This window comes from Enterocloster lavalensis, from assembly GCF_046603895.1.
GTDB lineage: Bacteria > Bacillota > Clostridia > Lachnospirales > Lachnospiraceae > Enterocloster > Enterocloster lavalensis.
In genome coordinates this window covers 2,420,876-2,435,268 of the sequence record NZ_CP176637.1, presented here as the reverse complement: position 1 = coordinate 2,435,268, position 14,393 = coordinate 2,420,876, and the positions used below count along the sequence as shown (strand labels likewise).

General features: G+C 57.7%; 11 protein-coding genes. 9 read left to right on the top strand and 2 right to left on the bottom strand.

The window, feature by feature from the left end:
• Positions 1 to 71: 71 nt before the first annotated feature.
• Together ACK2JC_RS10840 and ACK2JC_RS10835 are read right to left on the bottom strand one after the other, a co-directional pair.
• On the bottom strand, positions 72 to 1,838 hold the full coding sequence (locus ACK2JC_RS10840) for a response regulator (RefSeq protein WP_320937989.1): 1,767 nt from the start codon (positions 1,836 to 1,838) through the stop codon (positions 72 to 74).
• Between the two features lie 5 nt (positions 1,839 to 1,843).
• A complete protein-coding gene (locus ACK2JC_RS10835) occupies positions 1,844 to 3,625 on the bottom strand; it encodes a sensor histidine kinase (RefSeq protein ID WP_092371039.1) in 1,782 nt (593 codons plus the stop codon).
• Positions 3,626 to 3,876: 251 nt separating this feature from the next.
• On the opposite strand from ACK2JC_RS10835, the gene ACK2JC_RS10830 reads away from it, so the two are divergent.
• From ACK2JC_RS10830 to ACK2JC_RS10790, 9 genes are all read left to right on the top strand, one after another.
• Positions 3,877 to 4,701 carry a sugar phosphate isomerase/epimerase gene (locus ACK2JC_RS10830; RefSeq protein ID WP_320937988.1) on the top strand — a complete coding sequence of 275 codons (825 nt, stop codon included), beginning with the start codon at positions 3,877 to 3,879 and terminating at the stop codon, positions 4,699 to 4,701.
• A gap of 21 nt (positions 4,702 to 4,722) precedes the next feature.
• Positions 4,723 to 6,114 carry an ABC transporter substrate-binding protein gene (locus tag ACK2JC_RS10825; RefSeq protein ID WP_411338488.1) on the top strand — a complete coding sequence of 464 codons (1,392 nt, stop codon included), beginning with the start codon at positions 4,723 to 4,725 and terminating at the stop codon, positions 6,112 to 6,114.
• Between the two features lie 92 nt (positions 6,115 to 6,206).
• Positions 6,207 to 7,106 (top strand): carbohydrate ABC transporter permease, encoded by a 900-nt coding sequence (locus ACK2JC_RS10820; protein WP_092371033.1) that lies wholly within the window; start codon positions 6,207 to 6,209, stop codon positions 7,104 to 7,106.
• A 10-nt stretch (positions 7,107 to 7,116) separates the two neighbouring features.
• Complete coding sequence (locus ACK2JC_RS10815; RefSeq protein ID WP_092371030.1) at positions 7,117 to 7,929, top strand: carbohydrate ABC transporter permease; 813 nt, start codon at positions 7,117 to 7,119, stop codon at positions 7,927 to 7,929.
• 217 nt (positions 7,930 to 8,146) lie between these two features.
• A complete protein-coding gene (locus tag ACK2JC_RS10810; protein WP_007719187.1) occupies positions 8,147 to 8,851 on the top strand; it encodes a response regulator transcription factor in 705 nt (234 codons plus the stop codon).
• Positions 8,841 to 9,977 carry a sensor histidine kinase gene (locus ACK2JC_RS10805; protein WP_092371027.1) on the top strand — a complete coding sequence of 379 codons (1,137 nt, stop codon included), beginning with the start codon at positions 8,841 to 8,843 and terminating at the stop codon, positions 9,975 to 9,977. The genes ACK2JC_RS10810 and ACK2JC_RS10805 overlap by 11 nt, the downstream gene beginning before the upstream one ends.
• Before the next feature lie 69 nt (positions 9,978 to 10,046).
• Entirely contained in the window at positions 10,047 to 12,539 is a 2,493-nt protein-coding gene (locus ACK2JC_RS10800; RefSeq protein WP_320937986.1) for a hypothetical protein, read from the top strand.
• Complete coding sequence (locus ACK2JC_RS10795) at positions 12,539 to 13,501, top strand: ABC transporter ATP-binding protein (protein ID WP_092371021.1); 963 nt, start codon at positions 12,539 to 12,541, stop codon at positions 13,499 to 13,501. Before ACK2JC_RS10800 ends, ACK2JC_RS10795 begins: the two co-directional genes overlap by 1 nt.
• A complete protein-coding gene (locus tag ACK2JC_RS10790; protein ID WP_092371018.1) occupies positions 13,479 to 14,393 on the top strand; it encodes an ABC transporter permease in 915 nt (304 codons plus the stop codon). The genes ACK2JC_RS10795 and ACK2JC_RS10790 overlap by 23 nt, the downstream gene beginning before the upstream one ends.

Below are 14,393 nucleotides of genomic sequence, written 5' to 3'. Positions count from 1 at the left end.
TCACTCCCTCCTACTCGATTGCGGCCGGAGGCATTTTGGGATGTCCGCTGGATTTTGTCCACAGCTTCCTCTCACGGCTCCAGCCGCCCGGAGGCGTTTTGCAGCTGCTTGGGCGAGTAGCCGAACTGTTTTTTGAAGCACTTGGAGAACTGGGCCACGTCCGGGTAGCCCACCTGCTCGCCGATCTCGTAGATTCGAAGGCTGCCCTGGCGCACCAGATCGTAGGCGATATTCATGCGGTGCAGGAACAGGTAATCGCTGAAGGGACAGCCGGTGTCGTCCTTGAATACGGAGCTTAAGTAGGAGGGGCTGACGTGGAGCTCCCGGGCCACGGATTTTAAGGAGAGGCTTTCCCCGTAACGGCTGCGTATGATGGCCAGCGTCTTTTTCGTGTAGGGGCTCTGGCAGGAATCCCGGCGGACTTCGGTGAACACCATGGTGAGGATTTGATCCAGGGCCGTAAACAGATCGTAGAGATTGTTGGGTTTGCGCAGCCGCTCGATGAAAACGTGCATGTCCAGGCCCGCGGGCAGGGGAAGCCCGTAGACCCAGGTCAGCTGTTTGTAAATTGTTTCCAAAAATTTGAAGCACTCAAACTGGAAGTCCAGATGCTTGCAGGTCCACCGGTTTTCCCGGCAGAACCGGAGAAACTGGCTGAGGGCTGTTTTCAGGCTGGCCTGATCCAGGCTTTTGATTACCTCCGGCACAAGGTTCTGCTGGGCCGGGTCAAAGAGAATGCGGCTTCCAGGGGCGGGCAGCCGCGTGAGCAGCAGTCCGCACAGCGCCTGCTGCAGGAGCGCGTACAGGGAGGCGTCAGGCTCATCCAGGCAGAGACGCACCGCCAGATCCGCGCTGCCGGTCAGGGCTTTCTCCAACGTATTTAACGCTGTCTGCTCCAATTCCGGGACCGTAAAAAAGCAGCAGCAGGCCACCTGGTCGGAGACCCGCGCCTGGTAGGCCGCCAGAACGGGCAGGTCAAAACCGGCCGGAACGCCGACGCCGGGAGGCAGGTCGGTGCCGGGAGGCAAGCCGGTGCCGGGAGACAAGCCGGTGCCAGGAGTCAGGCCGGTGCCGGGAGTCAGGCCGGTGCCGGGAGTCAGGCCAGTGCCGGGAGACGAGCCAGTGCCGGGAGATAGGCCAATGCCGGGAGTCAGGCCGGTGCCGGGGGTCAGGCCGGTGCCGGGAGACGGGCCAGTGCCAGGAGGCAGGCCAATGCCAGGAGGCAAGCCAATGCCGGGAGTCAGGCCAGTGCCAGGAGGCAGGCCTGCACCGGGAGACAACCCCACAACCGGAGCTTCTCCGGTTACGGATACCAGCAGGAACGGTCGGCTGCCCTCCGGCGCGCCCGCCAGGCGGGCCAGGTGGAGGAAGGTCTGATCGGCCTGAGGTACGTTGGTCAGGGCGTCGGTCAGAATCTTCTCCACCACGGTCCGGTCGCAGTTCTGGCCGCCGGGGTCCTTTGTGCTGCGGATTTTTTCCGCGCAGCGCCGCACGCAGTCGTAGAGCACGTCCGCCTCGATGGGCTTTAGCAGGTAGTCGAAGGCCCCCAGCTTGACGGCCTGCTGGGCGTACTGGAATTCCGAGTAGCTGCTGATGAAGATGGCCTCGCATTTCAGCCCGCAGTCCCGGATCTGCCGGAACAGCTCCAGACCGCTGGCGTCGGGCAGGCAGATATCGGCCAGAATGATCTGTGGACGGTGCAGGGCGGCGGCCCGGACCGCTCCGGCGCAGTCGCCGCAGACCGCGCATACCTCCACGCCGAGGGCGGCCCAGTCGATGTAGGTGACCAGACCCTCGCGGATCAGTTTTTCATCGTCAATGATCATGGCTTTTATCATATGCTTCATCCTTTCGGGAAATCGATGGACACGGTGGTTCCGGCGTCCGGGCTGCTGTCGATGGTAAAGCTGTAGTTGTCGCCGTAGTAGAGGCGGAGCTGCCGGTTGAGATTGATCAGGGCAAAATATTTGCCGTCGCTGCGGTCCTCACGGATGCACAGATTGATGTCGTTTAAGTCCATGGACGTGATTCCGGCCCCGTCGTCCGTCACTCGGTAGCGGATCTTGCCGGGCTCCACCGGGCTGAAGCTGACCGTGATGCGCCCGCCGCCCTTGGGCCGCAGGCCGTGGACCACGGCATTTTCCAGAACCGGCTGGAAAAAGTATTTGATGACCCGCTGGTCCCGGATGGAATCATCCATCTCAATGGAGCTTTCGATGGTTCCGTCCATGCGCACGTTTAAGAGGGACAAGTAGCTGGCCAGAACTTCGGCCTCCCGCTCGATGGTGATGTAGTCGCTGCCATTGTTTAAGGTGAGGCGGAAAAAGCGGCTCAGATCGAAAATGATCTTGGAAATCTGAGGCACGTTATTCTTGTCCGCGATCCAGTGGATGGAATCCAGCGTGTTGTAGATAAAATGCTCCTTCAGCTGGGTCTGGATGAATTTCAGCTCGTAACCCTCCTTCAGGAGTCTCGTCTCATAGTTGGTGTGAATCAGGCTGTCGATATTTTTTAGGAGCACGTTCAGCCGGTGGCCGATGTATCCCAGCTCGTCCCGCCGCCGGGTGTGGATGCGCACGTCCAGGTCGCCGTGCTCCGCCTCCCGCATCTTGTCGCTGATCTGCTTCATGGGCCGGATCAGGTAGAAGGAGACGAACAGGGCGGTGAGAATGAAGATAAAGACCAGCGTGATCACGATATAGAACCAATACTCGGTCATCAGGGGTTCGGATACATTGTAATGCTCCAGAGGAACCGCGGCCGCGTAGTACCAGCCGGTGTACTGGGAGCGGAAGTAAGCCATCAGGCAGGGGACTCCCCCGGAGTTAAAGGGCACCCACCCGGACACCTCGCCGGGCGCTGAGATGGGCAGGTCTGCGGTGTCCACCGTGTTGGGGCCGGAAATGGGGATCCACTCCCGGTTGCGGGGCCGGATGTAGAACTGGATGGCCTCGCTGGGATCGTAGACCTTGATGTGGTCGTGAAGGGTTTCCGTGGAGATAATGGCCCGGGAATAGGTGTACATGTTGGGATTGAAGGCGCAGAAGGGACGGCTGTAGGTGGCGAACAGGGTCTGCTCGGGATCCGAGGAGAGCACGTACCAGGCCCGGTTGCCGGTCAGTCCGGTTTTCTGGGCGTTTTGCCGGATATTTTCAATCTGGGTTTCCGTGGGATTGACGGTGATCTGGCGCGAATTGCCGGGATAGTTGCCGAACAGCGTGTTGCCGTAGGAGCTGTACACCTCCAGGGAGTGGAGATAGGGGTTGCTTAAGTAGAGCTTATACAGCTCCATGCTCAGCTCCTGCCGCAGCCGGTAGTTGCGGTATCCCACCCCGGCGGATTCGTCCACGGTCAGCCGGAAACAGTCGTTGGAGAAGGCGGTGTTGCCCTGGAGCTGGGACTGCACGAAATTCACGCTGCGGAACACCTCGTCCATGGTGTTGGAGATGCTGGTCAGGGAGGACAGCAGCTGGGAAGCCCCCTCCTTCTGGGCCAGCCGTTTGGAGGTCCCGTAGAGGGAGGCGTACAGCAGGATGATGGGCACCGCAAAGATCAGAAAATAGATAAACAAAACTTTTAATAGCAGGCTGTGGTTGTAGTTTTTCTTTTTTCCCGCCAATTTCATCGGTTCTCCCCTCTGTCTCAAGTCTCTTCATACTTATTTTAAGGGAATTTTTCAGGAAAACAAGTGTTGACAGGCCGGATTTCCGAAGGCATCGTGAAATAATGTGATTAAATCACTAAAAATCGTATAAAAAGACAAGATGACCGAAAAATAATCGAATCGATTCACAAATTAGAAAATCGGCTGCCATTCCGGAAAATCGTGGTAGATTCTATAATGATTTCAGAATCAGGCAGGGGAGGGACGGAAACATGACCGTATACATCAGCAACCTGGTGGCAGGGCTGGACAAGGGACTTGACCATACGGAGCTGTTACTTGAGATGACAAGGCCCTTTGGCGGGCGGGTGGGAATCGAGTTTTTTATCCACACCTACTCGGAGGCGTACATGGAGCGGATGGAACGAATCGGAGAGTGGGCGGGGAAACTGCCGCTGGCCCTTCACGGTCCCTTTCTCCACGTGGAGGCCACCAGCGCGCCGGGCACGGCGGAGTACGGCGTGCTGACCGCGTCCTACGGCCGGGCATTCGCTCTGGCGCAGCGCTTTGGCTGCGGGCACATGGTATTTCACGACCATGAGCGCTTTGTGAGGCCGGAGCAGAAAATGGACCTGCAGGCCCGGTGCCTGGAAAACATCGGCGAGCTGACCCGCCTGGCCAAACCCTGGGGCGTGCGCCTGCTGTTGGAGAACCTGGCGCTTCCGGTCAAGGGGACTCCGCTGTTTGACCAGGAGGAGTACATCGGGCTGTTCGACCGGTTTCCCGACGCGGACTGTCTGATCGACGTGGGGCACTTGGGGGTGGCCGGCTGGGATATGGAGACGGTGATCAGCCGTCTGGCCGGGCGCATCACGGGCTACCACCTGCACAACAACAATGGAACCGATGACAGCCACCGCCGGATCCGGGACGGCGTGATCGACTACGACCGATTTTTCCGCCTGTACCGCGCATATACGCCTTCCGCGGACCTGACGCTGGAATACGGCGACAACCACGGCATCACGGCCGGGGATGTGCAGCAGGACGTGGAGGATGTTCTGAAGCATGTTTTGGGCGAACGCCCTGCAAAATAAAGAGAGAAGAGAGGAAACAGTATGAGAAAGAAACGTTTAGTCAGCATGATGCTGGCCGCAGCCATGACAGCCGGGTTGCTGGCAGGCTGTGGGTCCGGCGCTAAGTCCGATTCCGGTTCCGCTGCCGGGGGAAATACCACCGCAGCGGCGGAAGGGGGACAGGCGGCAGAGGGAGGACGGGCCGCGGAGGATGAGAAAATAGAGCTCACCTTCTTCTATCCCATCGGCGTGGGCGGAGCTTTGGCAACGCTGATCGAGAATCTGGCGACAGAGTTTACCAAGGAGAACCCCAACATCGTGTTAAACCCTGTGTTTGCAGGTAATTCCACGGAGACCATGACCAAGACGGTATCCGCCCTTCAGGGAGGCACGCCGCCGGATTTCGCCATCCTGCCCAACCCGGAGCTCTACTCCCTGCTGGATATGGATGCGGTGATCCCGTTAGACGACTTTATCGCCAAGGACGGCGGTCAGGAGTACATTGACGACTTCATCCCCGCCTTTATGAAGAATTCCTACTATGACGGAAAGACCTACTCCATTCCCTTCCAGAGAAGCACCATCATCATGTACTACAACAAGGATCAGTTTAAGGAAGCGGGTCTGGACCCGGAGAAGCCCCCGACGAACTGGGATGAGCTGCGGGAGTACGCGAAAAAGCTGACCGTGACCGACGCCTCCGGCAATGTTTCCCGGTGGGGCGTGATGATCCCCATGGACGATCCCTTCATGTTCTACGGCTTCTGCCGCCAGAACAGCAACGACCCGCAGTCCCAGATCATGGCGGAGGACGGCAAGAGCGTGTATTTCGACACGCCGGAGAACGCCGAGGCCCTGCAGTACCTGGTGGATCTGACGCAGGTGGACAAGGTGATGCCCGAGGGCTCCATCAAGTGGGGAGACGGTCCGTCCAACTTTATGGCCGGAGCCACCTCCATCACCTTCACCTCCAGCGGAAGCCTGACCAATATTCTGGACAACACGGATTTTGAGGTGGGAACTGCGTTCCTGCCCGCGGGCAAGCAGTACGGTTCAGCTACCGGCGGCGCAAACCTGTACATTTTCAAGGATATCGACGAGAAAAAGCAGGAAGCAGCCTGGAAGTTCATCCGCTGGATCACCGAGCCGGAGCGCGCGGCCCAGTGGAGCATCGATACCGGCTACGTGGCCACCCGCAAGAGCGCTTACGACACCGACCGGATGAAGGACTACCTGGCCAAGGTGCCTCAGGCAGCCACCGCCAAGGACCAGCTGGACTACGCGTGCAGCGAGCTGCGCGTGCACAACAACCAGCGCGCCCTGCAGGCGTTAAAGCAGGGAGTTGACGCAGCCATGACCGGGGCTATGACGCCTGAGGAGGCCATGAAGCAGGCCCAGACAGAGGTGGAAGCCCTGTTGGAATCCTACCAGTAACACGAGTTCGAACTCCCGGAGGGCCTGGCGGCTTGTCCGGGAGTTCTCTTAAAGGCCCTGCCCGGCGAAACGTATCGAGAGGTGAATGATTGATGAAACAGAAAATTTCCATGAGAACCAAATGGACGGTACAGGGCTGGCTGCTCATGCTGCCGTCGCTCATCTTCCTGGTGGGATTTACCGTCTACCCCGTAATCCGCACCCTGATCCAAAGTTTTATGAAAACCAGCAACAACGCCAAGATGCCCGCGGAATTTATCGGGTTTAAGAATTATATCAACGTATTTAAGGACCCGGTGTTTGCAATCGTGATCAAAAACACCCTGAAATTCTCCCTGATCGTGATCCCGCTGGGGCTGGTGATCGGCTTTCTGCTGGCCACCCTGGTGAGCAAAAATATCAAGGGGATCGGCGTGGCCAGAGCCCTGATCTTTTATCCCAACGTGGCCCCCGTGGTGGGTTTCGCCACCATCTGGACCTTTCTGTTCACCCCCAATATCGGCGTGATCAGCCATGTGATGAAGGCCCTCTCCATGAAGCCGGTGGATTTCCTCAACAATCCCAAAACCGCCCTGTACGCCATCATGGCCGTTTACCTGTGGCGGGAGGCCAGCTACATGATGATTTTCTACATCTCCGGCCTTCAGAACATTTCTCAGGAGTATTACGAGGCAGCACATCTGGATGGCGCTTCCGGGTGGGATATCATGCGCAAGATCACCATCCCCCTGGTGCAGCCCACCACCCTGTTCGTGCTGACCATCACTATGGCGGACGCCTTCAAGATGGTGGACCTGATCATGGTCATGACCACCAAGGGCGGACCCAACAACAGCACTAACCTGCTGATGAACCACATCTACCAGACCGCCTTCTCCTACTGGGATACGGGGCAGGCGTCCGTGCTGACCATCTGCATGCTGGGCTTTATGATGGTGGTCGCCCTGGTGCAGTTCACCACCATGGACAAGCGCGCGTACTACGAAAACTAAGGAGGCCTCTATGAAAACGAAAATGAGCCCCATCAAATATATACTTCTGGCGGCCCTCTGCTTTCTCTGGGCGTTCCCGCTTTTGTGGGCTGTGGTCACGGCGTTTCGGCCCAGCAACCTGGCCACCGGCTTTTCGCTGACACCCAGCTTCACGTTGGACAACATCCGCGAGGTGTTCGGCGCGGCGCCCTTTGTAAAATACGGCCTGAACACGGTAATCATCGTGTTCGGCATCCTGGGGGTACAGCTCATCACCGTCACCCTGGGAGCCTACGCCCTGGCGCGGGTGGATTTCGCAGGGAAGGGACTGGCCATGGCCCTGATCATGATGCAGATCATCATCCCCGCCGATATCCTGATTCTGCCCAACTACCAGACCTTGAAGGCCGTGAACTTAATCGACTCCCGCCTGGGCGTCATGGTGCCCTATTTCGCGTCCTCCATGGGCCTGTTGCTGCTGCGGCAGGCGTTTAAGAGCGTGCCCTCCGCCATCGTGGACGCGGCCCGCATGGACGGGGCCACAGTGCTGCAGACCCTGCGCTACATTTTTATTCCGTGCAGCAAGGCGGCTTACATTTCCTTTGCCATCTGCTCCATCAGCACCCACTGGAACAACTTTCTCTGGCCCATGATCGTGATCAACTCGCCGGAGAAGCGCCCCCTGACCATGGGGCTGGTCCTTTTCGCCAAAGCCAACGATTCCGGCCCCATGTGGGCCCTGGTGACTTCGGCCACTCTGCTGGTCATGTTCCCGCTGTTCGTCATGTTCTGCATTTTCCAGAAGCAGTTCGTGTCCAGTTTTGTGACGTCCGGCATTAAATAGTATATTTGGAAAATAAAGGGAAATCCGGGATTTTATTTCCGGATTTTTTCGTGAATGGAACGGGCCGCCGGGGCAGGGGCTCCGGGAGGGCCTGTTTTTTCCCGCCGTAACAGAATTTCCCACTATTTCTCATGAAAAAAGTAAGGAAAATCACAGCATCTTGTGATAGAATGTTAATTAATGTGAATATAACATTTAACATAAGAGGAGGAGCGACATGCCCGATATTAACATTCTGGTAGTTGACGACGAGAAAGAAATCGCGGATCTGATTGAAATCTATCTGGTGAGCGATGGCTATAAAGTATTCAAGGCTGAGAACGCGGCCAGAGGTCTGGAGATTCTGGAGAAGGAGGAGATCCACCTGGTGCTGCTTGACATCATGATGCCGGGTATGAACGGCCTTGAGATGTGCAAGAAGATCCGGGAGAACAACAACATCCCGATTATCATGCTCAGCGCCAAGTCCACGGACTTAGATAAGATCCTGGGCCTGGGGACCGGGGCCGACGATTACGTGGTGAAGCCCTTCAACCCCCTGGAGCTGACCGCCCGGGTGAAGTCCCAGCTGCGCCGCTACACCCAGCTAAACCCCAACAGCGGTTCCAGAGAGCAGGCCAACAACGAGATCACCATCAAGGGTATGGTGATCAACAAGGACAACCACAAGGTGATCGTGGACGACGAGGAGATCAAGCTCACCCCCATCGAGTTCGACATTCTCTATCTCCTGGCCTCCAACCCCGGCAGGGTGTTCAGCACGGACGAGATCTTCGAGAAGGTTTGGAACGAGAAGGTCTACGAGGCGAACAATACCGTTATGGTACATATCAGAAGGCTGAGAGGCAAGCTGAAGGAGGACACCAGACAGAGCAAAATCATTACGACAGTGTGGGGAGTAGGATACAAAATTGAAAAGTGATATGAGCAGGCGTTACCACACCCGTGTGGTGACCAATATCGTTTACAGCGCGATCATCACCTGTCTGGTGGAAGTGTTCGTGGTGGCGAACATGACGATGATCGCCCGCTACATGGAGGACGCCGGGAAGCTGAACCGCTTGGCGGAGCTGCTCCTTTCCATGAACGCGGCGGTGGTGCTGGTCTACGTGGTGAGCGGAATCCTGCTCTTCTCCGTGACCTTCCTGCTTTTGCAGGAGCCCTCCATCCGCTACATCAGCCACATCTCGGATGCCATTCAGAACATTTCCGAGGGGGATTTGAACACCACCATCGACGTGATCGGGGACGACGAGTTCTCCAGCATGGCGGCCAATTTAAACAAGATGGCCGAGGACATCCGCCAGCTGATGGAAAAGGAGCGGGAGAGCGAGCGCACCAAGAATGAGCTGATCACCAACGTGGCCCACGACCTGAGAACCCCGCTGACGTCCATTATCGGATATCTGGAGCTGCTGGCCGGGAATACCAGGATCGACCCGGAGATGCAGCACAAATACATAGAGATCGCCTACGGTAAGTCCAAACGCCTGGAGAAGCTGATCGAGGACCTGTTCGGCTTCACCAAGCTCAACTACGGCAAGATGTCCATGCACGTGGCCCAGCTGGATCTTGTGAAGCTCCTGGGACAGCTTCTGGAGGAGGCTTACCCCAACTTTGCGGAGAAGAACCTGTCCTACGACTTGCAGAGCAACGTTCCGGCGAAGATGATTTCCGCGGACGGGAATCTGCTGGCCAGGCTGTTCGACAACCTGATCGGAAACGCAATCAAGTACGGCGCGGACGGAAAGCGGGTGCTGGTTCAGATCTTTGCCGGAGAGGAAGTGGTGACGGTCTCTGTGACAAACTACGGGTATGTGATCCCGCCGGATGAGCTGCCTCTCATCTTCAACAAGTTTTACCGCGTGGAGCGGTCCAGGTCCAGCAGCACCGGAGGCACGGGGCTGGGGCTTGCCATTGCCAAGGAGATCGTGGACATGCACGGCGGAACCATCGGCGTGACCAGCGATCTGAACGGAACCGTGTTCACGGTGAAGTTGCAGGTGCATTTTGATGTAAATAAAGAGAATTTTGGGACGATTAGCTGATTGTTGCTCCGGGGATGCGAGGAAGCGTCCCGGACGCATTCAGCTAATCGCGTTATGGGAGAACAGGAAATGATGGGAAGAATTCGGATATTGTCGCAGGGAAGACGCATCCGGGCCGCCGGTATTCTGGCTGGCCTGCTTTTGTGCATCCTGGCCGCGTTTCCGGCTGTGGCGCAGACTGCCGGCGGAGCGGAGGGCCTGGACGGAGGGCAGCTTCAACTGGATGTGGTTTACGGATATCAGGGAACCGCCAAGAGCGGGCGCTACCTCCCCTTAAAAATCCGCATTGAAAACCCGGGCGGCGCTCCATTTTCGGGCACGCTCTCTGTGTTTACCATGGAATCGGACTATGAGCTTTACCGCTATGAGTATCCGCTTAACCTGGAGGCGGGGGAGAGCTTTGCCAAGGACATGAGTATTTCCCTGGGCGCCCGCATCGACCAGATGTATGTGAAGGTTATGGACCAGGAGGGCCGGGAGGCGGCCAGCAAGCGCCTGAAGCTGAACGTGAGCATGGAGACCGCGGAGCTGTTTGTGGGCATTTTGAGCGACACGCCGGACCGCCTTCAGTATTTAAACGGAGTGGGCGTCAACTACAGCACTCTGCGCACCCGGACCATTGAAATGTCCGCGCGGACCCTGCCCTCCCAGGAGATGGAGCTGGATCAGCTGGATGTGCTGCTGATCTCCAATTTTGACACCGGGACCCTGAGCGGCGACCAGGTGAAGGCGGTGTGGGAGTGGGTGTCCAAGGGCGGCGTGCTGCTTCTGGGAACCGGAGAGCGGGCGGAGGACGTGATGCGGGCCTTCGGCGACGACCTGCTGCTGGCTCCCCTGCCCATGGCGGATCTGCAGGAGATCAACATGGGAGTGGAGTTTGCCAAGGACAGCCCCAAGGGGGCGACCATTCCCCTGAAATGCACGGACGTCTACATGCTGGGAGCCAGCGAGGTGCTCTCCAGCGACGAGCTGTCGGTGCTGACCTCCGTCACGGTGGACAACGGGCTGGTGGGCGCTGCCATCTACGATTTTGTGGACATTGAGGCCTTCTGCCAGGAAAATGTCTCCTACGTGGACAATTTATTTTCCTCCCTTCTGGGGGAGGACCGGATCAACTATCTGGTCAGCTCCTCGGACGGCACCAACTCCAGCCAATACTGGTCGGTTCAGAGCCTGATCAACACGGGGGATATCAACCGGCTGCCCAAGGTGGGGCTTTACACCATGGCGGCGCTGGCTTATGTGGCCCTGGTGGGTCCGGGCCTGTACTTCTTCTTAAAGCAGCGGGGGCTGCGCAGGTATTATCCGCGGGCGGTGATTCTGCTGGCCCTGTGCTGTACGGGTATGGTGTATTTCATGGGCGTTACCACCCGGTTTAACGGTCCGTTTTTCACCTACGCCACCATCAAGGACATGGATGAGGACAACATTGTGGAGACCACCTTTATCAATATGCAGGCTCCGTACAACAAGCCCTACTCCGTGGAGCTGGACCCCTCGTACATGGTGCAGCCCATTACGCGCAGCGCCTACTACGACACGTACTATGGAAATATGCAGATGCCCAAATTCACCGGCGCCGAGGAGCCGGATGTGAACCTGCGGTTCGACCAGACCGCCACCCGGGTCAGCGCCAGGAACGTTGGGGCTTTTGTCCCGCTGTATTTCCAGATGGAGCGCAAGACCGAGAATACCGGCAATGCGGGGTTCACCGGGGAGATTCACTGTTTTGACGGGACGGTCTCCGGGACGCTGACCAACGGCTACAATCACCCGGTGGACGACGTGGCGGTTCTGATGTACAATCAGATGGTGATGGTGGGCCACATGGAGGCGGGCGAGACGGTGGAGCTGGACAACCGCGAGGTGGTGTTCGGCGTCATGAACTTCGGCTATCCCATGGCGGAGCAGATCACCGGCGCCTCCCGGTACCGGGAGGGAGATTTAAACGACGCCGAGTACGTGCACGCTCTGGAGCGCACCAACCTGCTGACCTTCTATATTGGAAATTATCTGACCGGCTACCACTCCGAGGCACGTGTGGTGGGATTCAGCCAGAACCAGCAGGGCGGCGGATTTTTGGCAAAGAAGGGCTATGAGACCTACGGTTCCACGCTGATCACCTCCTCGGTGAAGGTGGATTATGAGCAGGACGGACTGGTTTACCGCTCCGGGCTGCAGAAGAATCCGAATGTGCTCAGCGGCGAGTATTACGCCAGGAGCAACACGATGTATGGCGTGACGCCTCTGATTCTGGAGTATTATCTGGGCAACGACACCGAGGTGGAGCGGGTGGATTTCCACCAGCTGTCCGACAAGGTGATCCAGAGCTTGCGCTACAATTACACGGTTCCCTTTGTGGGAAATATCTATTTCTACAACTATGATACCGGCAATTACGACCCCATGGACATCAGTGTGGAGGAATACGGCCGGGATGCGCTGGAACCGTATCTGTCCCCGGGCAACACGCTGACGGTGAAATATGTGTACACCAACCCGGAGGATTACAGCTGGAACATCATACTGCCCATTCTGACGGTGATAGGGAGGAACAAGTGATGCTGGAGATCAGGGATCTGCACAAGGTTTACGGAAAATACCATGCCCTGAACGGCTTAAATATGACGGTCCGTGACGGCGCTCTGTACGGCTTCGTGGGCCCCAACGGCGCGGGAAAGACCACCACCATCAAGATCATGGCCGGACTTCTGGGCGCGGACGGCGGGAGCGTGATGATCGGCGGGGAGGACGGCCTTGCCTCCCCGGCCAGGCTTAAGAAAATGATCGGGTATGTGCCGGATTTCTTCGGCGTTTACGACAATCTGACTGTGTCCGAGTATATGGAATTTTTCGCCTCCTGCTACAACATGGACGGGCTGGTGGCGCGCAAGCGGTATACGGCCCTGCTGGAACAGGTGGGGTTGGAGGACCGGCTGGATTTCTACGTGGACGGACTGTCCCGGGGAATGAAGCAGCGGCTGTGCCTGGCCCGGGCGTTGATCCACGATCCGGAAATCCTCATCCTCGACGAGCCCACCTCGGGCCTGGATCCAAGGACGCGGTTCGAATTCAAGGAGATTTTAAAAGATTTACAGGAGTCCGGGCGGACGATTTTTATCAGCTCCCATGTGCTCTCCGAGCTGTCGGAGCTCTGCACGGATATCGGGATACTGGACCAGGGAAGGCTGGTGCTGGAGGGCAATATCCAGGATATTTTGACCCGGGTGAACGCCTCCAATCCCCTGGTGATTTCGGTTTACAGCAACCGGGAGCAGGCGTTAAACGTGCTGAAAAGCCACCCCTGCGTGCAGACCATTTCCCTGCGGGAAAATGAAATCTGCGTCCGGTTTATGGGTGACAAGCAGGACGAGGCCATGCTGCTGCAGCAGCTGATCGACGCGGAGGTGCTGGTCAACGGTTTCGTCCGCGAGACAGGAAGCCTGGAATCCGTCTTTATGCAGCTGACGGAGCGGGAGGAAGAGAGGTCGGTGTTATCTTATGAAGCAGAATCCGGTTTATAAGCGGGAAACCCGGGTCAATTCCCGAAGCCTGCGCCTGCCGCTGATCCTGACGGTGTTTAACGGCATCCTCTGCGCGGTAGCGCTGATGAACATGTACTCGGTGGTTTCCCAGGTCAAGGCCACGGCAACCATCCAGTACAGCAGTTTTATGGAGATGTACGAGTTCGTCGCCACCATTGAGTTTATACTGCTGACCTTCATCGTGCCGGCGGTGACGGCTTCCAGCATCAGCGGCGAGCGGGAGCGCCAGACTTTGGAGCTCATGCTGACCACCCAGATGACGCCGGCGCAGATTGTGAACGGGAAGCTGATGAGCGCCCTCAGCACGCTGCTTCTGCTGATTATCTCCAGCTTTCCGGCGATTATGATGGTGTTTGTATTCGGCGGGATCACCCCCATAGATGTGGTGGCCCTGCTTCTCTGTTATACGGCGGTGGCGCTGTTTGCGGGCAGCCTGGGGATCTGTTTTTCCTCGGCCTTCAAGCGCTCCACACTGTCCACCGTGCTGACCTACGGGGTGCTGGTGAGCATTGTGGGGGGAACCTACTTTGTCAACCGGTTTGTGCTGGGACTTTCCGCCGGCCGGATTAACAGCTACGCTATCACCTACGGCATCGGCAGGGCGCAGCAGCAGCCCACGTCCGGGAATTTTGTCTATCTGCTGCTGATGAACCCGGCAGCCACATTTTACGCCATTATCAGCGGGCAGGCGGGCAGCGGAAGCGGCGTCGACAAGCTGTGCAAGGCCTTTGGGATCGTTCAGAAGGGCTGGGTGATGGAGAACTGGGTGCTGATCAGCATCGTGCTGCAGCTGGCGGTGGCCGCCTGCCTGTTGGCCTTAGCTATATGGTTTGTGAACCCGATCCGGCGCAGGCGGAAAAAACGCGGTTGA